This window comes from Streptomyces sp. E2N166 (assembly GCF_003671715.1).
Lineage (GTDB): Bacteria > Actinomycetota > Actinomycetes > Streptomycetales > Streptomycetaceae > Streptomyces > Streptomyces thinghirensis.
In genome coordinates, this window is record NZ_RAIF01000006.1 from 1,440,556 (window position 1) to 1,464,253 (window position 23,698).

General features: G+C 72.1%; 24 protein-coding genes. 12 read left to right on the plus strand and 12 right to left on the minus strand.

Annotated features, from left to right (window positions below; translation table 11 throughout):
• Positions 1-285 precede the first annotated feature (285 nt).
• Together EBH09_RS07000 and EBH09_RS07005 are read left to right on the plus strand one after the other, a co-directional pair.
• A complete protein-coding gene (locus EBH09_RS07000) occupies positions 286-678 on the plus strand; it encodes a DUF202 domain-containing protein (protein WP_121746060.1) in 393 nt (130 codons plus the stop codon).
• A gap of 2 nt (positions 679-680) precedes the next feature.
• Positions 681-1,019, plus strand: coding sequence for a DUF202 domain-containing protein (locus EBH09_RS07005; protein WP_121746061.1), 339 nt, complete (start codon positions 681-683; stop codon positions 1,017-1,019).
• Between the two features lie 29 nt (positions 1,020-1,048).
• Here the strand turns inward: EBH09_RS07005 and EBH09_RS07010 are convergent, their stop codons facing one another.
• The gene (locus tag EBH09_RS07010) at positions 1,049-1,981 is read right to left on the minus strand and encodes an NADP-dependent oxidoreductase (RefSeq protein ID WP_121746062.1); all 933 of its coding nucleotides are present in this window, start codon (positions 1,979-1,981) and stop codon (positions 1,049-1,051) included.
• 73 nt (positions 1,982-2,054) lie between these two features.
• Between EBH09_RS07010 and EBH09_RS07015 the strand changes: the two genes are divergently transcribed.
• The 3 genes from EBH09_RS07015 to EBH09_RS07025 all read left to right on the plus strand — a co-directional run bounded on the left by EBH09_RS07015 (position 2,055) and on the right by EBH09_RS07025 (position 4,830).
• The gene (locus EBH09_RS07015; protein ID WP_121746063.1) at positions 2,055-2,357 is read left to right on the plus strand and encodes a hypothetical protein; all 303 of its coding nucleotides are present in this window, start codon (positions 2,055-2,057) and stop codon (positions 2,355-2,357) included.
• A 226-nt stretch (positions 2,358-2,583) separates the two neighbouring features.
• Positions 2,584-3,609: a phosphotransferase family protein gene (locus EBH09_RS07020; protein ID WP_121746064.1), complete on the plus strand. Its 1,026-nt coding sequence runs from the start codon at positions 2,584-2,586 to the stop codon at positions 3,607-3,609.
• Between the two features lie 6 nt (positions 3,610-3,615).
• Entirely contained in the window at positions 3,616-4,830 is a 1,215-nt protein-coding gene (locus tag EBH09_RS07025; protein WP_121746065.1) for an acyl-CoA dehydrogenase, read from the plus strand.
• Positions 4,831-4,870: 40 nt separating this feature from the next.
• On the opposite strand, the gene EBH09_RS07030 is transcribed toward EBH09_RS07025, so the two are convergent.
• From EBH09_RS07030 to EBH09_RS07040, 3 genes are read right to left on the minus strand one after another with little or no spacing between them, the layout of a single operon-like run.
• Positions 4,871-5,464, minus strand: a complete 594-nt coding sequence (locus EBH09_RS07030; RefSeq protein WP_121746066.1) for a TetR/AcrR family transcriptional regulator — start codon at positions 5,462-5,464, stop codon at positions 4,871-4,873.
• A gap of 37 nt (positions 5,465-5,501) precedes the next feature.
• Positions 5,502-7,172, minus strand: a complete 1,671-nt coding sequence (locus EBH09_RS07035; RefSeq protein WP_121746067.1) for an AMP-binding protein — start codon at positions 7,170-7,172, stop codon at positions 5,502-5,504.
• Positions 7,169-7,939 carry an SDR family oxidoreductase gene (locus tag EBH09_RS07040; protein ID WP_121746068.1) on the minus strand — a complete coding sequence of 257 codons (771 nt, stop codon included), beginning with the start codon at positions 7,937-7,939 and terminating at the stop codon, positions 7,169-7,171. Before EBH09_RS07040 ends, EBH09_RS07035 begins: the two co-directional genes overlap by 4 nt.
• A 185-nt stretch (positions 7,940-8,124) precedes the next feature.
• Between EBH09_RS07040 and EBH09_RS07045 the strand changes: the two genes are divergently transcribed.
• Complete coding sequence (locus EBH09_RS07045; protein ID WP_193776148.1) at positions 8,125-9,381, plus strand: DUF1343 domain-containing protein; 1,257 nt, start codon at positions 8,125-8,127, stop codon at positions 9,379-9,381.
• A gap of 16 nt (positions 9,382-9,397) precedes the next feature.
• On the opposite strand, the gene EBH09_RS07050 is transcribed toward EBH09_RS07045, so the two are convergent.
• Entirely contained in the window at positions 9,398-12,229 is a 2,832-nt protein-coding gene (locus EBH09_RS07050; RefSeq protein WP_193776149.1) for a penicillin acylase family protein, read from the minus strand.
• A 221-nt stretch (positions 12,230-12,450) separates the two neighbouring features.
• Between EBH09_RS07050 and EBH09_RS07060 the strand changes: the two genes are divergently transcribed.
• Positions 12,451-13,053: a hypothetical protein gene (locus EBH09_RS07060; RefSeq protein WP_121746071.1), complete on the plus strand. Its 603-nt coding sequence runs from the start codon at positions 12,451-12,453 to the stop codon at positions 13,051-13,053.
• Positions 13,054-13,150: 97 nt separating this feature from the next.
• Positions 13,151-13,903: a 3-keto-5-aminohexanoate cleavage protein gene (locus EBH09_RS07065; RefSeq protein WP_193776150.1), complete on the plus strand. Its 753-nt coding sequence runs from the start codon at positions 13,151-13,153 to the stop codon at positions 13,901-13,903.
• Between the two features lie 8 nt (positions 13,904-13,911).
• Here EBH09_RS07065 and soxR read toward each other — a convergent pair whose 3' ends face one another.
• Positions 13,912-14,445 carry a redox-sensitive transcriptional activator SoxR gene (soxR, locus tag EBH09_RS07070; RefSeq protein WP_238697199.1) on the minus strand — a complete coding sequence of 178 codons (534 nt, stop codon included), beginning with the start codon at positions 14,443-14,445 and terminating at the stop codon, positions 13,912-13,914.
• A 130-nt stretch (positions 14,446-14,575) separates the two neighbouring features.
• Between soxR and EBH09_RS07075 the strand changes: the two genes are divergently transcribed.
• Positions 14,576-15,037, plus strand: a complete 462-nt coding sequence (locus tag EBH09_RS07075) for a MaoC family dehydratase (protein WP_121746072.1) — start codon at positions 14,576-14,578, stop codon at positions 15,035-15,037.
• On the opposite strand, the gene EBH09_RS07080 is transcribed toward EBH09_RS07075, so the two are convergent.
• The 3 genes from EBH09_RS07080 to EBH09_RS07090 form a co-directional block, all read right to left on the minus strand.
• A complete protein-coding gene (locus EBH09_RS07080; RefSeq protein ID WP_121746073.1) occupies positions 15,028-15,672 on the minus strand; it encodes a TetR/AcrR family transcriptional regulator in 645 nt (214 codons plus the stop codon). The two genes, EBH09_RS07075 and EBH09_RS07080, sit on opposite strands and share 10 nt — an antisense overlap.
• Positions 15,673-15,757: 85 nt before the next feature.
• Positions 15,758-16,048, minus strand: coding sequence for a YiaA/YiaB family inner membrane protein (locus EBH09_RS07085; protein WP_019325286.1), 291 nt, complete (start codon positions 16,046-16,048; stop codon positions 15,758-15,760).
• 83 nt (positions 16,049-16,131) lie between these two features.
• On the minus strand, positions 16,132-17,283 hold the full coding sequence (locus EBH09_RS07090; RefSeq protein WP_121746074.1) for an acyl-CoA dehydrogenase family protein: 1,152 nt from the start codon (positions 17,281-17,283) through the stop codon (positions 16,132-16,134).
• A 115-nt stretch (positions 17,284-17,398) separates the two neighbouring features.
• Here EBH09_RS07090 and EBH09_RS07095 point away from each other — a divergent pair, with 115 nt between their 5' ends.
• From EBH09_RS07095 to EBH09_RS07105, 3 genes are all read left to right on the plus strand, one after another.
• Positions 17,399-18,040, plus strand: a complete 642-nt coding sequence (locus tag EBH09_RS07095) for a TetR/AcrR family transcriptional regulator (protein ID WP_121746075.1) — start codon at positions 17,399-17,401, stop codon at positions 18,038-18,040.
• Positions 18,041-18,087: 47 nt separating this feature from the next.
• Entirely contained in the window at positions 18,088-18,801 is a 714-nt protein-coding gene (locus EBH09_RS07100) for a winged helix-turn-helix domain-containing protein (protein ID WP_121746076.1), read from the plus strand.
• 63 nt (positions 18,802-18,864) lie between these two features.
• A complete protein-coding gene (locus EBH09_RS07105) occupies positions 18,865-19,824 on the plus strand; it encodes a DMT family transporter (protein ID WP_121746077.1) in 960 nt (319 codons plus the stop codon).
• Here EBH09_RS07105 and EBH09_RS07110 read toward each other — a convergent pair.
• From EBH09_RS07110 to EBH09_RS07120, 3 genes are all read right to left on the minus strand, one after another.
• Positions 19,816-21,141 (minus strand): MFS transporter, encoded by a 1,326-nt coding sequence (locus tag EBH09_RS07110; protein ID WP_121746078.1) that lies wholly within the window; start codon positions 21,139-21,141, stop codon positions 19,816-19,818. The two genes, EBH09_RS07105 and EBH09_RS07110, sit on opposite strands and share 9 nt — an antisense overlap.
• A 247-nt stretch (positions 21,142-21,388) precedes the next feature.
• Positions 21,389-22,486: a Zn-dependent alcohol dehydrogenase gene (locus EBH09_RS07115; RefSeq protein ID WP_121746079.1), complete on the minus strand. Its 1,098-nt coding sequence runs from the start codon at positions 22,484-22,486 to the stop codon at positions 21,389-21,391.
• Between the two features lie 22 nt (positions 22,487-22,508).
• Positions 22,509-23,698, minus strand: a 1,190-nt coding sequence (locus tag EBH09_RS07120; RefSeq protein ID WP_238697200.1) for an aldehyde dehydrogenase family protein, incomplete at its 5' end; no start/stop codon positions are given.

Consider the following 23,698-nt stretch of genomic DNA (forward strand, 5'->3'; position numbering starts at 1 on the left):
GCGCCCACCCGTGCCGCCCCAGCGGCACGACTGCCCGCAGCGGGGCGGGGCGGGGGAAAGCCGGTAGCCGCGTACGGCGTGAAGGGGCCCGTCGGTGGTGTTCGCCCGCAGCGGTCGGCGCGCCAACACACGGCGCTTCTGTGGCCGGCCGATTCCGCGCCGTTCCGAGGAAGGACACCCCCCGGCGCGGCCCGGCCCACGACGAACCAGAACGCGCCACCCGAACCCCCATCGAACCCGCGCAGCCGCCGCAGGCATTCCACGACCGCCCGATAGGGTCCCCGCGTGATCGAATTCGTACGGAACGCCCGGCTCTGGTTCGCGCCCGAGGAGATCCGGCGGGAGGGCGGCACCCCCGACTACCGGTTCTCCCTGGCCAACGAGCGCACCTTCCTCGCCTGGCTGCGCACCGCTCTCGCCCTGGTCGGCGGCGGGTTCGCGGTGGACCAGTTCCTGCCCGACCTGCGCTGGGGCTGGCGGGTGGGCCTCGCGCTGGCGCTGCTCGCGGCCGGCGTGTTGTGCTCGCTGCGCGCGGTGAACCACTGGGTGCGCTGCGAACGGGCCATGCGCCGCGGCGACGACCTCCCCGTCTCCCGCTTCCCGGCCCTGCTCAGTCTGGTCGTCGCCGTGGTCGCCGTGGCGATGGTCCTCGTGGTCCTCGTCGGATGGGAGGGCTGAGCATGAGCGCCGACGCGGACGCCGGCCCGGCCGACCCAGGCCGCGACCCCGGGCTCCAGCCCGAGCGCACAAGACTCGCCTGGCGCCGCACGACCCTGTCCGGCACCGTCGTGGCCGTACTCGCCGCGAAGACCGCGCTGCACGGCGGCGCGACCCCCGCCACGATCGTCGCGGGCACCCTGTGCTGCGCTCTCTGGCTCACCTTCCTGCGCATCGCCCACGGCCGCATCCGCACCTTGGCCTCGGCGCACAGACCCCGCGCCCTGACCCCTCCGTACGCCACGGCGGCCACCCTGTGCACGGTGGCGCTGGCGGTGTGCGGCGCGTTCCTCGTCTTCTAGACCCGGGGAACGCCCGCCGCGCCGCCCCGCTAATCCCACCCCACCGTCACCACGATCTTCCCCCGAGTCCGCCCCTCCTGGTTCGCCCGATGCGCGTCCGCCGCCCGTTCCAGCGGAAACGTCTCCGACACGTGCACGCTCACGACCCCCTGCTCCGCCAGCTCACTCAGCCGCAGCAGATCCGCGGCGTCGGGGCGCACGAAGAAGTACCGCCCGCCGTAGTCGACGGCGTCCGCGTCGGCGATCGACACGAGGCGGCCCTCGGTGGCGAGCAGGTTCGCCGAGACCGTCAGCGTCTCGCCGCCGACCGTGTCGAACACCGCGTCCACGCCCTCGGGCGCCAGCCCCCGCACCCGTTCGGCCAGCCCTGCCCCGTATGAAACCGGCTCCCCGCCCAGCCCCCGCACGAAGTCGTGGTTGCGCTCGCTCGCCGTACCGATGACCCTCGCCCCCAGATGACGCCCCAACTGCACGGCGATCGAGCCGACCCCACCCGCGGCCGCGTGCACGAGGACGGTCTCGCCCCGCTTCACCTCCAGCGCCTTCACCAGCACCTGGTACGCGGTCAGCCCGGTCAGCGGCAGCCCGGCCGCCTCCTCGTGGGTGAGATTGCGCGGCTTGCGCGCGAGGGTGCGCACGGGCGCCGCGACGTATTCGGCGAAGGTCCCCCGGGACAGGAAGTCCTCACGAACGTAGCCGATGACCTCGTCCCCGACGGCGTATTCCGTGACGGAGGCCCCTGGCCGCACGACGACCCCCGACACGTCCCACCCGGGAATCACGGGGAAGACGGGCTGGAGGATGGCGTCGAGATGGCCGTCTCGGCACTTCCAGTCGACGGGATTGACGGCGGCGGCCCGTACCCTCACGAGCACCGAGTCCGGCCCGACCCGCGGCTCCGGGACGTCCCCGTACTCCAGGGTCTCGGGACCGCCGTACCGTGCATAGCTGATCGCCTTCATGGCTCCGACCCTCCGGGGTACCCGGACACCACGCAAGCTGAATGTCCGGATATCCACCGATAAGGTGAGGCTCATGACCACTCTCCACCAGGAACACCCCGCCCAGGACCACGCTCATGACCACGGCCCGGACTGCGGCCACCCGGAGGTGCCCCACGGCGATCACGTCGACTACGCGCACGACGGGCACCTGCACCGACCGCACGGCGGTCACTGGGACGAGTGCGAGCCCTCCGGGCATACCACACACGAGAGCCACAACCACCGGCACGGCGAAGGCTGCGGACACGCGGGCGTCCCCCACGGCGACCACGTCGACTACCTGCACGACGGCCACCGCCACGCCGCCCACGACGGCCACTGGGACGACCACTGACCAACGGCGACCCGCCCCGCCCCGTCCCGCCTCGCCGCACGCACCACCACCACCCAGCACCACCCGGACCCACACATCACGCCCCCGCCCGACGGCTCCCCGCGCACCCGCGCGGGGAGCCGTCGTCCTATCGTGGCGCCGATCACGTTCCGCCCCCCTACTGGACGGCATACCGACCGGTCGGCATCATGAGTCGGGTACTGTTCACCTGCCCGTAGGAGCGACGATGAGCCCCGACCACCCGCCCGGACTCGATCTCGACCGGTTGCGCGGCCTGCTCGACCGCGAGCGGCCCGGCCTGGTGACCGGCCCGCTGTCCGGCCGGCTGATCGAAGGCGGACGGTCGAATCTCACCTACGCGGTCTCGGACGGTACCGCGCGCTGGGTCGTACGGCGACCCCCGCTCGGCCATGTCCTGGCCACCGCACACGACATGAAGCGTGAGCACCGTGTCATCAGCGCCCTGCACCCGACGGACGTGCCGGTGCCGCGCCCGGTCCTCCTCTGCGAGGACGAGGAGGTCATCGGGTCGCCCTTCTACGTCATGGAGTTCGTCGAGGGCACCCCGTACCGCACCGCCGACCAGCTCGCCCCGCTCGGCCCCGAGCGCACCCGGGCCGCCGTGCTGAACCTGGTCGACACGCTCGTCGAGCTGCACGCGGTGGACCCCTCCGCGGTGGGCCTGGGCGACTTCGGCCGCCCCGAGGGCTTCCTGGACCGCCAGCTGCGCCGCTGGGCCAAGCAACTGGACGCCTCCCGCGACCGCGACCTGGCCGGCATCGACGAGCTGCACGCCACCCTCGGCCGGGAACTGCCCCGCTCCCCCGCCCCGACCGTGGTGCACGGCGACTACCGCCTGGACAACGTCCTGATCGGCGGCGACCGGGACGAGATCAACGCGATCCTGGACTGGGAGATGTCCACCCTCGGCGACCCGCTCACCGACCTCGGCCTGCTGGTGATGTACAGCATGCCGCTCGGCATGCCCGACTCCCCCGTCTCCACCACGGCCCAGGCCCCCGGCCACCCCGCCCCCGCCGAGCTGATCGAGCGGTACGCCGCGCGCTCGGGGCGCGACGTGTCCGCCGTCGCCTGGTACACGGCGTTCGCCTGGTTCAAGCTCGCCGTGATCCTGGAGGGCATCCACTACCGCTACACGCTGGGCCAGACCGTCGGCCGCGGCTTCGACCGCATCGGCGACCTCGTCCCCGTCTTCATCGAGCACGGCCTGACCACCCTTCAGGAAGGCTGAACCGTCATGGACTTCGCGTTCGACGCACGCACCGAGGAACTCCGCGCCAAGCTGCTCGCCTTCATGGACGAGTACGTCTACCCGGCCGAGCAGGTCGCCCACGAGCAGCGAGCCCGGCTCGCCTCCCCCTGGGACACCCCGCAGGTCGTGGAGGATCTGAAGGCCGAGGCCCGCCGCCAGGGCCTGTGGAACCTCTTCCTCCCCGACGCCGAGCACGGCGCAGGCCTCACCAACCTCCAGTACGCGCCGCTCGCCGAGATCACCGGCCGCAGCCCGCACCTGGCGCCGACGGCGACGAACTGCGCGGCGCCCGACACCGGGAACATGGAGGTGCTGACCCAGTTCGCCGACGAGGCGCAGAAGAAGCAGTGGCTCCAGCCGCTGCTCGCCGGTGAGATCCGCTCGGCGTTCGCGATGACCGAGCCGGACGTGGCCTCCTCCGACGCCACGAACATCACCACGCACATCGAGCGCGACGGCGACGAGTACGTCATCACGGGCCGCAAGTGGTACATCTCCGGGGCGATGAACCCGGACTGCCAGATCTTCATCGTGATGGGCAAGACCGACCCGGACGGCGAGGACATCCGCCGCCAGCAGTCCATGGTGCTGGTCCCGCGCGACACTCCTGGCGTGACCGTCGACCGGGCCATGCAGGTCTTCGGCTACGAGGACCACTACCACGGCGGCCACGCCGAGGTGACCTTCGACCACGCGCGCGTGCCGGTGTCGAACCTGATCGGCGAGGAGGGCGGCGGCTTCGCCATCGCCCAGGCGCGCCTGGGACCGGGCCGTATCCATCACTGCATGCGGCTGATCGGCATGGCCGAGCGGGCCATCGAGCTGATGTGCCGCCGCGCGGTGTCCCGCGACGCGTTCGGCAAGGCGCTGGCCCAGCAGGGCGTGGTGCACAACTGGATCGCGGACGCGCGCGTCACCGTGGAGCAGCTGCGGCTCCTCGTCCTCAAGACCGCCTGGCTCATGGACACCGTCGGCAACCGGGGCGCCCACACCGAGATCCAGGCCATCAAGATCGCCACGCCCCGCGCGGTGGTCGACATCATCGACCGGGCGATCCAGCTGCACGGCGCGGGCGGCGTGAGCCAGGACTTCCCGCTGGCCGAGCTGTACGCGGGCGCCCGGACGCTGATGATCGCCGACGGCCCGGACGAGGTCCACCAGCGCTCGCTGGCGCGCCGGGAGATCAAGAAGTACCTCTGAGCGAGGCGGCGCCCCTCCGGAACCCGGGGGGGGCGTCACCTCACGGCCGCAGTGCCCGCAGCAGCAGGTCGGCCAGGTGGTCGGCGACCTCCTGCGGACTGAGCGGGCCGTCGGGCCGGTACCAGGTGGACAGGTGATGGATGGAGCCGAAGTGGTAGTCCACCACCAGGTCGGCCGGTGTCTCCTTGGTAAAGACGCCGGCCTGCTGGCCCTCCTCGATGAGCGCCCGGAAGCGCTCGTGGTAGCGCCGGCGCTCCGCGCGCACCTGCTTGTTCTTCTCCGGGCTCAGCTGGTGCATGGAACGGAAGAAGATCGACGCGTCGTCGAGGTTGTCGATGGTCGTGACGACGACGTCGGCCGCCGCGTCCCGCACCCGCTTCTCGACGGGGTCGTCGGAGTCCGCGAACGCGTCCAGGCGCTCCTGCTGGAGGCGCAGCACGCGCGCGTAGACCTCGTGCAGCAGGTCGTCCTTGGAGCCGAAGTAGTGGTACAGCGCTCCCTTGGTGACGCCGGCCGCCTCCACGATCTCCTGTACCGAGGTGCGGTCGTAGCCCTGCTCCGCGAAGAGCCGGGTGGCGGCGGCCAGAAGCCGCTGCGGCACCGGAGTGCCGTCCCCGTCCGTGGTCCTGGGCACTGCCGTCACCTGCCTTTCCGTTCTTGACTGTCCGTCTTCACTGTCCGTCGTCGTGCCTGCGGGAACGCAGTTCCCGACGGAGGATCTTCCCACTCGCCGTCTTCGGCAACTCGGGCAGGATCTCCACCTGACGCGGGTACTTGTAGGCGGCCAGTCTCTCCTCGCAGTACGCGGCGAGCGCGTCCGGGTCCGTCTCGGCACCCGGACGGAGGCTGATGTACGCCTTGACGGTCTCCCCGCGGTACCCGTCGGGCACGCCGACGACGGCGGCCTCGCGCACCGCCGGGTGGGTGTAGAGGACGTCCTCGACCTCGCGCGGCCAGACCTTGAAGCCGGAGGCGTTGATCATGTCCTTCTTGCGGTCGACGACGTAGAGCCATCCCTGGGCGTCCATGAAGCCGATGTCGCCGGTGCGCAGCTCGCCTCCGGGGAAGGTCTCGGCGGTGGCGTCGGGGCGCCGCCAGTAGCCGGGGACGACCTGCGGACCGCTGACGACGATCTCGCCCTGCTCCCCGAAGGGCACCTCGGCGCCCTGCTCGTCGACGATCCGGACGACCGTCTCGGGGCCGGGCACGCCGACGGCGAGGGTCCCGGAGACCGGGTCGACGGGCGCCTCCAGGTGCGGCGGCACCGAGGCGCAGGGTGCGGTGCACTCGGTGAGCCCGTAACCGTTGCGGATGTACGGCCCGAAGCCCGCGCGGAACTTCTCCACCAGGGCGGGCGGCAGCGGGGCGCCCCCGGAGGAGATGTTGGCGAAGGACGCGAAGTGCTCGCGGGTGACGGACGGGTGGGCGGCCAGTGCCATGAAGGCGGTGGACGGGCCGACCGTGTAATGCGGCCGGTGCTCGGCGAACGCGTCCAGCACGACACCCGCCTCGAAGCGGTAGGCCAGGACGAGCGTGCCCACGCTGTTCAGGCAGGCGCCGAACTCGCAGACCATGCCGGTGATGTGGAACAGCGGCGCCAGCGCGAAGTAGACCGGCGCCTCGGGCAGGCCGAGCCCGGTGCGCTGGCGCTCGGCGTTGTACATGATGTTGCGGTGCGTGTTGGTGGCGCCCTTGGGCGTGCCGCTGGTGCCCGAGGTGTAGCTGATGAGCGCGGTGTCGCCGGGCTCCGGGTCCCGGCCGGCCGGAGCCTTGTGTCCGGCGCGGGCCGCCGCCGCGAGGTCGTCGGCGTCGCCGGCGCCCGGCAGCCGCTCGAAGGTCAGCACGCGCGCGTCCTGACGGGTCTGGAAGTCCGACTCGCACCCCGTGAGCACGATCCGCACCGGCGAGTGGGCCGCCGTCTCGCGCAGGTACGACTCCCAGGCCCGGTCGGAGCAGATCAGCGCGGCCACCTCGCCGTCCCGCAGGACGTGGCCGACCTCCCCCGACTTGTACATGGGGTTGACGGGCACGACGACCGCGCCCGCCTTCCAGGCGCCGAGGACGGCCAGCACGAAGTGCGGGGAGTTCTGCAGCAGGACCGCGACCCGCTCGCCGCGCTCCAGGCCGCGCGCGGCGAGGTGCCCGGCGACGGAGTCGCTCAGCTCGTCCACCTCGCGGTAGGTGAGGCGGCCGTCGAAGTAGGCGAGGAAGGCGCGGTCGGGAGCCTCGGCGGCGGCCCGGCGCAGGGCGTGCACCAGGGAGGCGTCCGGGTCGAGCGGCGCTTTCTGGGCGTCGGTCAGCAGGTCCAGCCAGGGCTTGGCCGCGTAACCGGATCCGGTCATCGGGCCGTCGCCTCCTCCCACTGCCGCTGGAGCCGGTTCATGCCGTGCAGCCAGCGGTCGGGCTCGGCGGCGCGGGCCTGGTAGTACTCGGCGACCTCGGGATGCGGCAGGATCAGGAAGCGGTCCTCCTCGATGCCCTTGAAGAGGGCGTCCGCGACGTCCTGCGGCTCGATCGCGGTGGGCTGGAGCACCAGTTCGCCCGCGCTGCCGCTCGCGGTGAGCATGTCGGTGCGCACTCCCTGCGGGCAGATGGCGTGCACCTTGACCCCGCGGTGGCGATACGTGAGGGACAGCCACTCGGCGAAGGCGTAGGCGCCGTGCTTGGTGACGCTGTAGGGCGCGGCGCCGATCATGGTGAGCAGTCCGGCGGCCGAGACGGTGGAGACGAAACGGCCGCTGCCGCGCTCCAGCCAGTCCGGGATCAGTTCGTGGGCCGCCCGTACGTGTGCCATGACGTTGACGTCCCAGGCGAGCGCCCAGACGGCCTCCTCGGCCGCCTCGGAACCCCCGGAGCCGACGCCCGCGTTGGCGCAGTACACGTCGACCGTGCCGCCGAGCGCCTCGCGGGCCTCGGTGACGATCGCGGAGGCGTCGCCCGGGACCGCGATGCCGCCGATCTCGTCGGCGACGGCCTTCGCCCGGCCCGCGTCCAGATCGTTGACGACGACCCGGGCGCCCTCGGCGGCGAAGCGGCGGGCGAGCGCGGCACCGATGCCGCCTCCCGCTCCGGTGACGACGACTCCGGCATCCTGCACGGTTTCCACCATCGGTCTCCTTCGACACGGCTGCGACACGGCTGCGACGCCACATGCGGGCTCTGCCGCAGCGCCAGACTAACCAGTCGGTATGTGCGACGGAAGAGGCGAACCGCGGTCTACTCCATTCCGTGCGGCACACGACGCGGGTTAGCGTGCGTGCGCATGACACCCGCCGCGATCACGGAGGTCACCGCATGACGCTGTCCAGACGGAACCTGCTCGCCACGACGGCCGCGGTGGCGGCCACCGCCACGGCCGTCACGACCGGCACGGCACAGGCGGCACCCAAAGGCCACGGCGGCCGCCGGCTGCGCACCGGCTTCGAGCGCCTCGCCGACGACGGCTACGCCCTCCTCGGCGGACAGAAGGTCGGCGTCGTCACCAACCCGACCGGCATCACCCGGGACGTACGCCACATCGTCGACGTCATGCACGCCGACGACCGCGTGGACCTGACCGCCGTCTTCGGCCCCGAGCACGGCTTCCGCGGCACCGCGCAGGCGGGCGGCTCCGAGGGCCGCTACGACGACCCCGCGACCGGACTGCCGGTCTACGACACGTATCTGAAGAGCGGGCAGCCGCTCGCGGACATCTTCGCCGCGTCCGGCGTGGACACCGTCGTCTTCGACATCCAGGACGTCGGCGCGCGCTTCTACACGTACATCTGGACGCTGTTCGACTGCATGGAGTCGGCCCGGCTCGCGGGCAAGCGGTTCGTGGTCCTGGACCGCCCGAACCCGGTGACCGGGCGGGCGGCCCTCGGCCCGGTCCTGCACAAGGAGTTCGCGACCTTCGTCGGCCGGCAGCCGATCGCCCAGGCGCACGGCATGACGGTCGCCGAGCTGGCGCGGCTCTTCAACGGCGAGTTCCTGACGTCGCCGGTGCCGCTGGAGACCGTGCCGATGTCGGGCTGGAAGCGCTCGGAGTTCTACGACGCCTCCGGCCTGCCCTGGGTGCCGCCGAGCCCGAACATGCCGACGCCGGAGTGCGCACTCGTCTACTCGGGGACGTGTCTGTTCGAGGGCACCAACCTGTCGGAGGGACGCGGCACCACCCGCCCCTTCGAGCTGATCGGGGCGGAGGGCATCGACGGTAGCTGGGCCGCCGCCGCGAACGGCCTCGATCTGCCCGGCGTGCGCTTCAGGGAGGCGTACTTCGCGCCCACCTTCTCCAAGTTCCAGGGGAAGACCGTCGGCGGCGTGCAGCTCCATGTGCACGACCGGGCCGCCTTCGACCCGGTGCGCACCGGGATCGCCCTCCTGGTGACCGCCAAGCGGACCTGGGACGGCTTCGCCTGGCGCTCGGACAACTGGATCGACAAACTCACCGGCTCCACGCAGGTGCGCACGATGATCGACGCGGGCGCGGACACCGACGAGGTGGTGGGCGGCTGGGAGAGGGAACTGGCGGTGTTCCGCGGGACGCGCCGCCAGTACCTCCTCTACAGGTGACCGTGGGACCGGCCGGTCACCGGTGGGACGTGAACTCCACGACCTGCTGGTAGGTCGGCCGGTTCTGCCAGCCGATCCCGCCGTGCTTGATGCCGCCCAGGGTGCGGTGGATCACCGAGTCGGCACACCACTGGTCGCCCGCCGAGCAGTTGTCGTCGCCGGGATAGACCTGGGCGGGCGTCCGGCCCGCCGCCTCCTTCAGGGTGGAGACCAGGGCGTCCCGGCAGGCGGCGAGGTCGCCGTCGCCGCAGTACGCGCGCGCGAGCGGCCCCTGGACGGACTCGCCGAGCACGGACCGGATGTCCTTGTCGACATAGCTCCACCAGCCGTACTGGAAGGCGCTGCCGGCGTGTGCGCCGGTCGGGCCGTGGGCGGCGGACGGGGACTCGTCGACGGGCAGGTTGCGGGTGAAGGCGGTGTAGAGGTTGCCGCCGAGGCCCGGTTCGAACTCGGCCTTCACCAGTAGCGGCCACCAGGCGTCCAGGGTGCGGATCGCGTCGGCGTGCGCGTACTTCTTGGAGCCGGCCGAGGTCTCCGCGCGCAGGGCGCCCGCCGCGTGCCAGGCCTCGAGCCGGTCCACGGCCTCCTTGGCCGCGGGGTCGGTCACCGGCGCGGAGCCGATCACCTTCAGCAGGTCCGGCAGTACGTCCTCGGCCCGCAGGTCGGCGAGGCCCGCCTCGGCCATGGCCTTCACCAGTGCGGCGCGGGTGACGCCGCCGTCGGCGACCAGCTTCCTCACGCGGTCGTCGAGGAGGTTGCCGCGGTGGACGGAGCCGTTGCCCCAGGGCGCGGTGGTGTAGTCCCTGGCCTGTTTGTTGTTCCAGGAGACGTAGTAGTCCTGGTCGAGGGACTGGGGGTGTGCGGACGCCGGTGTGTACTCGGCCGTGTCGGCGGCCGGGTCCCAGTGCTTCCACTCGTGCGCCGCTCGCGCCCAGACCGGGAAGTCGGCGTCGACGCCGTTCGCCCGTACCGGGTTGTCGCCGCTGTTGTAGTAAGCGGTGCGCTCGGAGTCGGCGTAGAACCAGTTGAAGGTGTAGTTGATGTTCTGGACGGCGCTCCGGAAGCGCTCGGGGCTGTTCAGGTACTCGGGGTCGTTGAGCATCTGGAAGCCGATGATCGAGTCGGCCTCGTGCATGAACGAGGAGCGCAGGGTGGTGTAGGCGACCTTCTTGCCGCCGACCGTGGCGCGGTGCTCGACCGGGCCGTACTCGGTGCGCCAGACCCGCATCGTGTAGGAGCCGGCCGCGGTGGAGTCGGCGACGGTCGGCTTCCAGGCGTTCTTCCGCTCGATCTTCTCCATCGGCGTGCAGGTGCCGCGGTAGAGGTAGTGGTAGTCGTCCCGGCACAGTTCGACCGCGTAGGTGTCGATGATGTCCTGGCCGGAGGTGGTCGCGCTCCACGCGTAGTCCTGGCCGCGGCCGAGTTCGACGTACATGCTCAGGCCCGCGAAGGAGGCGCCGCGGGCGCTGATGCCCGGGCCCTGGATCTCCTGGAGCATGAGGAGCTGCGGCGCGAAATAGCCGGTCTGCGGGCCGAAGACGGCGACCGGGTGGCCGCTCGCGGTGTGCTCGCCGCTGACGACGAGGGCGTTGGACATACCGCGCCGGGCCGAGGTCACGGCCGCCTCCGCCGCCGTGGCGGAGGCGCCGGTCGCGCTCGACCCGGCGGCGCTGCCCGTACGGTCGTACACCAGCGGTTCCGCCTGGACCGAGCCGGCGTCGGGCAGGGCGCGCCCCCGGGGGGCATCCGGTTTGGGCAGGTACGGGAAGCTGCCGGCGTGCTGGGTGAGGACCGCCTCGGGGTCGTTGCGCTGGCGGAAGGACTCCCAGACCTTCGTGCCCTCGGCCACGCCGTACCTCTCCTGGGCGGCGAGCAGGGAGAGCGCGTTGGTGACCTCGCCGCCGCCGCCCGCGCCGAAGAGGGAGCCGATGACGGAGGCCAGCGCGATCAGGTCGGTGCGCTTGAAGTGCTCGATGGTGCCGGCGTTGGTGATGGCGTTCTTGTGGCCGGTCAGGACGTACTCCCCGGGGAAGTAGCGGCCCTTGTCGGAGGCGTCGATGTAGGCGTTGATCCCGGCGACGTAGGCGTCCACGTCGGCCAGGGCCAGTTCGCCGCGCTCGCCGGCCTTGGCGGCGGCACTCTCGATCTGGGCCGCCAGTTCGGCCTCGGTGTACGGGGCGCTGCGCCAGAACTGCTGCTCCAGCCCCTGGTTGGCGGGGGCGCCGCCGGCGAAGGGGGTCAACTGGCCTCGTCCGACGTGCCGGAAGAGGTCCATCAGCCACAGCCGGTCCTGGGCCGCCGCGTAGCCGGCGCCGAACTCGGTGCCGTAGCGGGTGGTGCCGGTGATGTGCGGCACACCGGTCTTCCTGTCGCGGACGATGGTCACGTCGCCGCGTCCCGCCGGGCGGACGGTGGAGGCGACCTGGCCGTCGGGGACGCCGAAGGAGGCGTCGTTGAAGAAGGTGTTGATCTTGTCGTTGGTGAGTCCGGAGTAGCCGGTGGCGAGGCCGGCGTAGGGCCCGAGCTGGTCCTCGGCGTGGGCGGGCTGGGTACCGAAGGCCTGGTTGAGGAGGATCTGGGCCAGGGTGGCGTTGCCGTTCTGACCGGGCGGCAGGATGTCGGAACACTGGCCGCCGCAGTGGTCGTTGGCCGCCGCTTTCGAGATCGTTCCGGCTGTCGCCGGTGTGGTCTTTTCCGAGGCGGGAGCCGTTCCGGCGGCCATCGCGGGGGAAAGCGGCGACAAAAGGCCGGCCAAGAGGGCGCATACGGACGCGCCCTTCAGGAACCCGTGGAAGCCGCGGGGAGTTCTCAGTCTGTCGAGGGCGTTGCGTGGGGTGCGCCGTGGCATGGCAGCTCCTCCCGACGTGGGGTGCGCCGGACGTTACCGCCGGTATCCCCGAGTTGGAAGATGAACACACGTCACTTTTTTGAGCGGGTGGACCGGCTTATGAGGGGCATCGGAAATCAGATGGAGCCGAATCGCGTGTCGATACGTCTATTCGGCGACGTCCGTTCGACGACGCCGAAGTGACCGAAGTGCAGGTGCAGGTGTGACGGAGGTGCAGGGCGATGGCCGGTTTCCGGAGTCTGGCGAGACAGGTCCGCGATCCACGGTGCGACCTGGCGCTGCGGCGCTACTCGCTGCGCAAGTGCCTTGAGCGATTTGCCCCTTATGGGCACAGGGCGACCTGGGACCATCTGTGTTCCCGGGCCGGGTTCGGACCCGAGGACCGCTCCCCCGACCCAGCGCGGCTCGTGGCCGCACTGGAGGAGCTGGAGGCGGCGCGTTCGGTGTGGCTGGCCTACGAGGCCGGGTTCGCCGAGCGGCGCAGGAAGGAGAAGCACGACGGGCTGCGCAGGCCGGGCAGCGTGGACGACTGGCACCGGCTGACCTGGGGCGGTTGCGGGGTCGCCTGGTGCGACGACCCCCGCGTCCATCCCGACGGGCCGCTGGCGGAGGTGCTGCGAGGTCTGATCTCCGCACTGGAGCGTGAACCCGGCTCCGTGTGCCCCGTGTGCGACGGGGAGCGCCTCGTCTGGAAGTACGACCTGGACCACGAACCCTCGACGGGCCCCGTCTGCACGGACTGCGGAATCCTCGTTCCGCGGCCCGTCCTCACCCCCGACGCGCTGGCGGACGCCCGGCGGGGTCGGTTGCTGATGACGGCCTAGCCGACGCGGAGGTGCGCCGGGGATGCCGCACCTCCGACGGACCGTACGGGCCTCGCGGCCCGCGGGTGTTGTCAGTGGCACCCCGCACCATGGGGGAATGGTGCAGGTGTGTGTGAACGGAGCCCGTGGCAGCGGCGACGGCGCGGTGGTGCCGCTGTCGCCGGAGGCGGTCGCCGGTTCCGTCGCAGCGGCGGTGTCCGCCGGGGCCACGGACGTCCACGTCCATCCCAAGACACCGTGCGGACAGGACTCGTTGTCGCCCCGCGTACTCGCGGCCACGCTGGAGGCGATACGCGCACGGGTGCCGGCGACGGTGCCGGTCGGCGTGACGACGGGCGCCTGGGCCGAGCCCGATCCCGCCGCCCGGGCGGCGCGGGTGCGGAGCTGGACGATCCTGCCCGACCACGCCTCGGTCAACTGGCACGAGCCGGGCGCCGAGGAGGTCGCCGCCGCCTTGATCGAGCGCGGGGTGGGGGTGGAGGCCGGCATCTGGTCGGGTACGGACGGCGCGGCCCGGTTCCTGCGCTCACCGCTCGGACCGAAGGTGCTGCGGGTCCTGGCGGAGGTCACGGACACCGGCCCGGCGACCGCGGAGGAGTCCGCGCACGCCCTGCTGACCGCACTCGGCACGGCCCACGGCCGCCCCGTCCTGCTGCACGGCGAGGACGCCGGTGCCTGGCCGGTCCTGCGGCTGGCCGGCCGGCTGGGCCTCCCGGCCCGCATCGGCCTGGAGGACACCCTGTTCCTGCCGGACGGCCGCCGGGCCGCGTCCAACGCCGAGCTGGTCACCGAGGGGCTGGCCGAGTGGGTCTCGGCACGACGGGGCGGCGTCCGACGCGGGGCCGGGTGACCGGATCCTCAGTCGCAGCACTCCACTTCCGGTCCATGACCGCGGCCGCGGCTCGCGGCCGCGGCCTTGCGACGGGTCGTGGAGTCGCGGCGCTCCACCAGCAGGCGGGAGCCGGTGAGGCGTTCGCCGAAGACGTCGTCGGGGTTGGACAGGACACAGGTGTCCAGGGACAGGCAGCCGCAGCCGATGCAGTCGGTGAGGTGGTCGCGCAGCCTGTTCAGCTGCTTGATCCGCTCGTCCAGTTCCGAGCGCCAGGCCTCGGAGAGCCGGGCCCAGTCGTCCTCGGTGGGCGTGCGCCCCTCCGGCAGCTCGGCGAGCGCCTCGCGGATCGTGGCGAGCGGAATGCCGACGCGCTGCGCCGCGCGGACGAAGGCGACCCGGCGCAGCGCGTCGCGGCTGTAGCGGCGCTGGTTGCCCGAGGTGCGGCGACTGCTGATCAGCCCTTTGGACTCGTAGAAGTGCAGGGCGGAGACGGCGGCGCCGCTGCGCGCGGCGAGCTGGCCGACCGTGAGCTCGTGAATCTTCTCGGGAATCTGAGGCACTCCTCGAACCCTACCGACCCCGTCACCCGTGCGGCGCCCTCCGGCCCGTTGACATGAGCGTCGCGCGCGACCATGCTAAGCAGTCGCTTAGAGTCGCGTGAGTAGGTCGAGCGAGCAGAGAGGCCGGGACATGGCAGAGCCGAGGATCTTCACATCCGCCGACGAGGTGAAGGCGGCGGTGGGCGAGCAGCTGGGGTACACCGACTGGCTGGACGTCGACCAGAAGCGGATCGACCTGTTCGCGGAGGCGACCGGCGACCACCAGTGGATCCACGTGGACCCGGAGAAGGCCGCCGCGGGCCCGTTCGGCACCACCATCGCGCACGGCTATCTGACCCTGTCGCTGCTCCCGCTCTTCGGACCGCAGCTGATCGCGGTCGAGGGCGTGAAGATGGGCGTCAACTACGGCACCAACAAGGTCCGTTTCCCCTCCCCCGTCCCGGTCGGCTCGCGGCTGCGCGCCACGGCGACGATCACCGGCGTCGAGGACGTCAAGGGAGGGATCCAGGTCACCGTCGCCTTCACCGTGGAACGCGAGGGCGCCGACAAGCCGGTGTGCGTCGCCGAGTCGGTCTCGCGCTATTACTTCTGAGCGGCGCCGGTCGGTTCGGCTCCCACCATCCGCAGCACGAGGTCGGCGTAGAGCGCGCCGACCTCGTCGGGCGTCCGGGGGCCGTTCACGTTGAACCAGCGCGCCACGTCGATGCAGAGCGACAGCACGGCGAGCGTCGTGCCCTTCACGTCCGGCACGTCGAACTCGCCCGACGCCACACCGTCGTCGATGATGCCGCGCACCGCGGCATCGCACTGCCGGCGCAGCGTGAGGATCTCGTCCCGGGCCCCGGGGCCGAGGGCGTCCAGTTCGTACTGCACCACCCGCGCGGTCGTGCGCCGCCCGGCGTGCCAGCGCACGAAGGAGCTCACGGCGTCGGCGAGCCGCTCGGCCGCACTGCCCTCGCCCTGGGCCGCGGCCCGCAGGATGGCGACCGCCCGGTCGTGGCCGATCCGGCTGATGCGGTGGAGCAGCTCTTCCTTGGTCTTGTAGTGGATGTAGAGCGCGGCCGGGCTCATGCCGGCGCGCCCGGCGATGTCGCGGGTCGTGGTCGCGTGGTACCCGCGCTCGGCGAAGGCCTCCACCGCGGCGACCAGGAGCCGCCGGGCCGCGTCCGGGGTGACCTCTTCCCACGGCTCGATGTCGCCGCCCGTCGTCTCGGCCGCCGTACTCATCGCTTGTTCGCCCCTCTCGGTGACAGGAGCACCACCATACCGCCGAAGCTGAGCGATCGCTTAGTGCGGCCGTCGGGCGGAAGCATCACCCCAGCTTCTCGAAGGGGTCGTGTTCGGCGAGCAGCTTCTCCAGTCTGGCCTGGTCCACGCGGCTCACGATCTGCCCGGCCTCCTGACGGTCCCGGATGATCTTGGCCAGCGTGAAGGCCGAGGTGACGAGGTACAGGACGGCGACGGCGAGGAAGGCACGCACCCAGGCGTCGGCCTGGAGGTTGTAGATACCGACGGCGGTGGCGATCATCGCCACCGCGAACGAGGCCACGGCCTGTCCGTAGAAGGCTGCCGTGCTCTGCTGCTTGACCGGTGTGTCACTCATGGGGACAAGGGTCGGCGGATGTGGCCGGGGCCACATCCGCCGACGTACTCAGTTCTCGTACTCAGAGACCCTCCGCAAGGGGCTCAGAAGGCCGAAACCCCGGTCAGCGCACGCCCGATGACCAGCTTCTGAATCTGACTGGTGCCCTCGTAGAGGGTCATCACGCGCGCGTCGCGCAGCAGCTTGCCCGCCGGGTACTCGTCGATGTAGCCGTAGCCGCCGAAGACCTGGAGGGCGTTGTTCGCGGCGCGGACCGCCGCCTCCGAGGCGAACAGCTTGGCCTTGGAGGACTCGACGGTGAAGGGCTGCCCGCGGTCGATCAGGTCGGCCACCCGCCAGGTCAGCAGCCGGGCCGCGTCCACGTCGAGGGCGATGTCGCTGATCAGCTCCTGCACCAGCTGATGGTGGGCGATGGTCTTCCCGAACTGCTCGCGCTCGCCCGCGTACTTCACGGCGGCGTCCAGCGCGGCCTGGGCTATGCCGACGCAGCCGGCCGCGACCGACATCCGCCCCTTGGCGAGGGCCGACATGGCAACCGAGAAGCCCTTGCCCTCGGGGGCCAGCATGGCGGAGGCGGGAACGCGGACGTCCTCCAGCACCACCTCGGCGGTGGCCTGGCCGCGCAGCCCGAGCTTGCCGTGGATGGTGCGGCGGCTGAGCCCGGGGGTGTCGGTGGGCACGAGGAAGGCGGAGACGCCCTTGTGGCCGGGGGCGTCCGTGGAGCGGGCGAAGAGCAGCACGACATCGGCCCAGGTGCCGTTGGTGATGAACATCTTCGTGCCGTTGATGACGTAGTCGTCGCCGTCACGGACCGCGCGGGTGGAGAGGTTCCCCGCGTCCGACCCCGTGCCGGGCTCCGTGAGGCCGAAGCAGCCGACGTACTCGCCGGAGGTGAGCCCCGGCAGCCAGCGCCGCTTCTGCTCCTCGTCGCCCCAGGCGGCGATCGTCTTGGCGACCAGACCGAGGGAGACGGACACGATCCCGCGCACGGAGCTGTCGCCGCGGCCCAGCTCCTCCGTCACCAGGCAGTACGCGAGGTGGTCGCCGCCGGAGCCGCCGTACTCCTCGTCGACGGTCAGCCCGAGGAAGCCGACCTCGCCGAGCTTCTTCACGATGGACCGGTCCACCTCCTCGGCACGGTCCCAGGCGACGACGTGCGGGGCGATCTCGCGCTCCACGAAGTCCCGCGCGAGCTGCCGTACGGCGCTCTGCTCCTCGCTGAGCTCCAGGTTCATGCCGAGTCACCCCACAGAAAGACGGATCCTGAACGGCGGATCCCGGACCGATATTGAACGGCGGACATTTAAATTAGCACTGCTAGTTTACGGCCGCAGCCCTACTATGTGCGCCATGGCCCGACCGCGCAAGCCCCTGCTCAGCACCGACCGGATCGTCGAGACGGCCCGCGCGCTGGTGGACGCGGAGGGCCTCGCGGCCGTCTCCACGCGCCGGCTCGCCGCGGAGCTGGGAGTCAGCGGGCCCTCGCTCTACAACCACTTCCGCACCAAGGACGAGATTCTGGAGGCGGTCGCCGACTCGGTGAGCGCCCAGGTCGACCTGTCGATGTTCGAGGACGGCCGGGAGTGGCGGACGGCGCTGCACGACTGGGCCGTCTCCTACCGGGCGGCGCTGCGCGACCACCCCAACATCGTCCCGGTCCTGGCCCACGGCCCCGGCCGCCGCCCGGCCGCGCTGCATCTCGCGGACGCCGTCTACGGCGCGATGGTCGCGGCGGGCTGGCCCCCGGCCCAGGCCACGTCCATCGGCGCGCTGATGCGGTACTTCATCATGGGCTCGGCGCTGGGTTCCTTCGCCGGCGGCTTCGTGGACGACGCCGGTGCCTACGACCCCGCGGACTACCCGCACCTCCAGCAGGCGCACCTTCTGGCCGAGCAGCAGGAGAAGATCGACGAGCGGGCCTTCGAGACCGGGCTGACGGCGCTGCTGGACGGGCTGGCGCAGCAGTACGCGCAGGTGGCGCGAGGCGCCTGAGAACACTTCGGCGCCCACCGAACCGTGCGTACCGCATCCTGGGACGCATGACCGACAAGGACGCCGAGGCGCCCGGGCTCGCGCGGCTGGCCGGGCTGATCGCCGACGAGACCAGGGCCGCCTGTCTGCTGGCGCTGCTCGACGGGCGGGCGTGGACCGCCGGTGAGCTGCGCCGGCACGCGGGGGTCGCCGCCTCGACGCTGAGCGAGCACCTCGGCAAGCTCGTCGCGGGCGGGCTGCTCGCCGAGGAACGGCAGGGGCGCCACCGGTACGTGCGGCTTGCCGACGAGCGGGTCGCGCAACTGGTGGAGGACCTGGCCGCGCAGGTCGCGCCCGAGGCGGCGGCACGGCGTCCGCGCACCCTGCGGGCGTCGAGCGCCGGATCGGCGATGGCCCGGGGCCGCACCTGCTACGACCACCTCGCCGGGCGGCTCGGCATCACGGTCACCGACGCGCTGACCGGGCGCGGCCTGCTGCGCCAGGACACCGGTTTCGCGCTCACGGACGCCGGGCTGGGCTGGTTCGAGACCGCCGGCATCCCCCTCGAGCCCACCGGCCGCCGGCCGCTGGCCCGTGCCTGCCTCGACTGGACCGAACGCCGTCCGCACCTCGCGGGTGTCGCGGGCGCGGCCCTGTGCCGGCACGCCCTGGACACGGGCTGGTGCGTACGCATCGGCTCGGAACGCGCGGTGAAGGTGACGCCGGCGGGCGAGGAGGCGCTGTCCGAGCTGCTGGGCATCGACCCGGCGGGGCTGCGCTGAGCACCGGTTCCCGGTCCGAAATCCGCCAGCGGGAACAGCGTTCCGCCGCCTAGCCTCTGGAGCATGATGAGCACCGCCCGCCCCTCCCCTTCTCGCCGTCCGGAAGTCCTGGCGGCAGGCGCCGCCACGGTCACCGTCGTCCTGTGGGCCTCCGCCTTCGTGTCGATCCGCAGCGCGGGCGAGGCCTACTCGCCGGGCGCGCTGGCGCTCGGGCGGCTGCTGTCGGGCGTGCTGACGCTCGGCGTGATCTGTCTGCTGCGCCGGGAGGGACTGCCGGCACGGCCCGCCTGGCGGGGCATCGCGATATCGGGGCTGCTCTGGTTCGGCTTCTACATGGTCGTCCTGAACTGGGGCGAGCAGCAGGTGGACGCCGGCACGGCCGCCCTCGTGGTGAACGTCGGCCCGATCCTCATCGCCCTGCTCGGCTTCCGCCTGCTCGGGGACGCGCTGCCGCCGCGGCTGCTGGCGGGGATGGCGGTGTCGTTCGCCGGTGCGGTGACCGTGGGCCTGTCGATGTCCGGCGAGGGCGGCTCCTCGCTGTTCGGGGTGGTGCTGTGTCTGCTGGCCGCCGTGGCGTACGCGGGCGGCGTGGTGGCGCAGAAGCCCGCGCTGGGGCACGCGAGCGCGCTCCAGGTGACGACCTTCGGGTGCCTGGTCGGGGCGGTGCTCTGCCTGCCGTTCACGGGGCAACTGGTGACCGAGGCCGCCGACGCGCCCGTCTCCGCGACGCTCAACATGGTGTACCTGGGCGTGTTCCCGACCGCGCTGGCGTTCACGACATGGGCGTACGCGCTGGCCCGTACGACCGCGGGGCGCATGGGCGCGACGACGTACGCCGTGCCCGCGCTCGTCGTCCTGATGTCGTGGCTGGCGCTGGGCGAGGTGCCGGGTCCGCTGACGCTCGCGGGCGGCGCGCTGTGCCTGGCGGGCGTGGCGGTGTCGCGGTCCCGGAAGCGGGCGCGGGCCGCGGCCCCGGACGAGGTCACGGGGCCGCGGCCCGAGAACGCCTCGCGGTCAGCGTGAACGCGCCCTGTCGGACAGCACCTTGATGGACACCAGGGCGATCACCGAGAGGCCGATGATGTAGCCGGAGACGGCCATCGAGGTGCCCGTGGCCTCCAGGAGCAGCACCATGACGAAGGGCGCGAGCCCGCCCCCTCCGACGGCAGCGATCTGGTAGCCGAGCGAGGCGCCGGTGTAGCGCATCTCCGGCGTGAACAGCTCGGCGAACAGCGCGGCCTGGGGGCCGTACATGATGCTGAGGAAGCAACTGGCGACGAAGGTGCCGACCGCCAGCCACACCAGTGAGCCGGTGTCGATGAGCAGGAACAGCGGGACGGCCCACACCGCGATGCCCACCGCGCCGACGGTGTAGATCCGGATGCGGCCGAACTTGTCGGACAGTGCGGCGGCGGCCGGGATCAGCACCAGCTGGGTGAGGCTGACGCAGAGCGACACCGCGAGCACCGCCCCGTGTTCCATGTCCAGTTCGCGGGTGGTGTAGTCGAGGACGCCGGTGATGAGGATGTAGAACGTCGCGGTGTTCACCGCGAAGGAGCCGCCGGCCAGCAGCACGGTACCGAGGTGATCCCGCATGATCGTGCGCAGCGGTGAGGACTGCTCGCTCTGCTCCTTCTCGGCCAGCGCGCGCTCGGCCTCCCGGAACTCGGGGGTCTCCTCGACGCGGGTGTGGATGTACCAGGCGAGCACCAGGACGAGCAGACCGACCACGAACGGCACCCGCCAGCCCCAGGCCTCGAAGGCCGACTCCGAGGTGAACGCACCGGCCAGCAGGAAGACGGTGTTGGCGGTGACGACGCCGATGGGGACACCGAGCTGGACGACGCTGCCGTAGATGCCGCGCTTGCCCTCGGGGGCGTACTCGGTGGCCAGCAGCATCGCGCCGCCCCACTGGGCGCCCACGGCGATGCCCTGGACGATGCGCAGCAGGACGAGCAGGATCGGGGCGGCCAGGCCGATGGTCTCGTAAGTGGGCAGCAGGCCGATGCCCGTGGTGGCCACGCCCATCAGGGTGAGCGCGAGGACCAGCATCGGCTTGCGGCCCTTCTTGTCGCCGAGCTGGCCGGCGACGATGCCGCCGATGGGCCGGGCGAGGAAGCCGACGGCGAAGGTGGCGAAGGCGGCCAGGACCCCGGCGGTGGGGCTGCCGGCCGGGAAGTACAGGTCGCCGAGGACGAGGGCTGCGGCGATACCGAAGACGAAGTAGTCGTACCACTCGACGGCCGACGCGAGGGCGGCGGCGGTGGCGACGCGACGGCGGTTGGGGGCCGCGGGCGGGGCGGTGGTGGGGAGGGGCTGAGCGGAGGGGGTGGTGTCCATACGTGCACGCTCCGGGTGGTGCGGGGGGACGTCGGGGACGTGTGGGACGTTCCCGGGAACGTACTGACCGGACGGTATGTGGTCAACGGTCGTGCGGGATGTTTACCGAACGGGAAGCGTGACGGCGCGGGTGGGGAGAGCGGCGGTGCGAACGGCACGCAGACACGGGGGGCCAGGGCGCCGGGGCGGCCCCGGCACCCTCGCCCCCCGTGTGCGTGCGATGCCTGCGTGCCTGCGTGCCTGCGTGCTAGAACACCACCAGCGCCCGTCCGCCCTTGCCCGCCAGCATGTTCTCGAAGGCCGCCGGGATGCCGTCCAGGGCGATGCGCTCCGTGACCAGGGAACCCAGGTCCAGGCGTCCGGCGCGGACGTGTTCGGCCAGCACCGGCAGGTCCCGGGCCGGGTCCGCGTTGCCGTAGACGCAGCCGGAGAGGGTGCGGCCCCAGTGGAAGATCTCCAGGGCGTTGAAGGTGACCTGCTGGTCCTTGCCGCCGATGCCGACCACCGTGGTGCGGCCGCCGCGCCGGGTGGACTCCCAGGCGGTGCGGATGGTGACCGCACGGCCGACGCACTCGACGGCGACGTCCACGCCCTGCTTGCCGGTGAGGCCGCGGATCTCGCGGGCGGTGGTGTCGGAGGCGATCAGGTAGTCGGTGGCACCGGCGGCGCGGGCCAGTTCCTCCTTCTCGGGGGACACGTCGACCGCGACGATCTTCGACGCGCCCGCGATACGGGCCGACTGGAGCGTGGCCAGGCCCACTCCCCCGACGCCGAACACCGCGACCGTCTCGCCCTCACGCACTTTCGCCGAGTGGTGCACGGCGCCGTAGCCGGTGAGGACCGCGCAGCCGAGCAGGGCGGCGTCGGTGAGCGGGATGCCGTCCGGGACGGGCAGGACGCAGTCGGCGCTGACGACCGTCTCCTCGGCGAACGCGGCGACGTTGAGGCCGGGGTGCAGGTCGGCGCCGTCGTCGGCGCGGCGGGCGTGCACGCCCGCGGCGCCGGCCAGGGCGTTCGCGCACAGCCAGACCTCGCCGAGCGAGCAGGCGTGGCAGGCGCCGCAGGACGGGGCCCAGTTGAGGACCACGTCGTCGCCGGGCGCGACGCGGGTGACGCCCTCGCCGACGGCGAGAACCGTGCCGGCGCCCTCGTGGCCGAGGACGGCGGGTAGCGGCAGGCGCATGGTGCCGTTGGACAGGGACAGGTCGGAGTGGCAGACCCCGGCGGCGGCGAGCTTCACCCGGACCTGCCCCGGGCCGGGATCGGGCAGCTCGATCCCGGTGACCTCCAGCGGGGCGCCTACGGCGGGTATGACGGCGGCACGGACAGCGGTACGGACGGCCATGACGTGGACGACTCCCCTGGAGCTAGAACTGGAGGGACTTGGTCTGGAGGTACTCGGACAGGCCGTGCGGCCCCAGTTCGCGGCCCACGCCGGACTGCTTGTAGCCGCCGAAGGGCGCCAGCGGGTTGAACCGGCCGCCGTTGATGTCGACCTGGCCGGTGTCCATCCGGCGGGCGAAGGCGACCGCCTCCGCCTCGTCGCCGGCCCAGACGGCGCCGGCGAGGCCGTAGACGGTGCCGTTGGCGATCCGGAGGGCGTCCTCCTCGTCCTCGTAGCGGAGGATGGACAGGACCGGCCCGAAGATCTCCTCCTGGGCGATGGTCATGTCCTCGCCCACGTCGGCGAAGACGGTCGGGCTGACGAAGTAACCCTGCTCACGCGGGGCCTCGGGGCCGCCCGCGACGACTCGCGCGCCCTCGGCGACGCCCTTCTCGATGTAACCGCGCACGCGCTCCTGCTGCTTGGCGTTGACGACCGGGCCGATCCGGTCGCCGTACTTCGCGGCGGCCTCGGCGGCCAGCTGCACGGCCTCGTCGTACCGGTCGGCGTGCACGAGCATGCGGGTCCAGGCGCTGCACGTCTGGCCGGAGTTGGACATGACGTTGGCGACTCCGACGTTCACGGCCTTGGCCAGGTCGGCGCTCGGGAGGATGACGTTGGCGGACTTGCCGCCGAGTTCGAGGGCGACCCTCTTGACGGCGGCGCCCGCGGTCGCGCCGATCCGCCGGCCCACGGCCGTGGAGCCGGTGAAGGAGACCAGGTCGACGCCGGGGTGCTCGGCGAGGGCCTGGCCGGCGACCGGGCCGAGGCCGGTGACCAGGTTGAAGACGCCCGCCGGGACGCCGGCCTCATGCACCGCCTCCGCGAAGAGCTGGGCGGTGAGCGGGGTGTCCTCGGCGGGCTTCAGCACGATGGTGCAGCCGGCCGCGAGCGCCGGGGCGACCTTGGCGACGATCTGGTGGAGCGGGTAGTTCCAGGGAGTGATGGCCCCGACCACGCCGACCGGCTCGTGGTGGACGACGGAATTGCCGATCTTCTCCTCGAAGGCGTACGTCGCCGCCAGCTCGGCGTAGGAGCCCGCGACCGCGATGGGGGCGGCGGCGTGCACGGCCTGCGAGAACTTCAGCGGAGAGCCCAGCTCCGCGGTGACCGTCTCGGCGACCTCGTCCTTGCGGGCCACCAGTACGTCCCGCAGGGCGGCCAGGCGGGCGG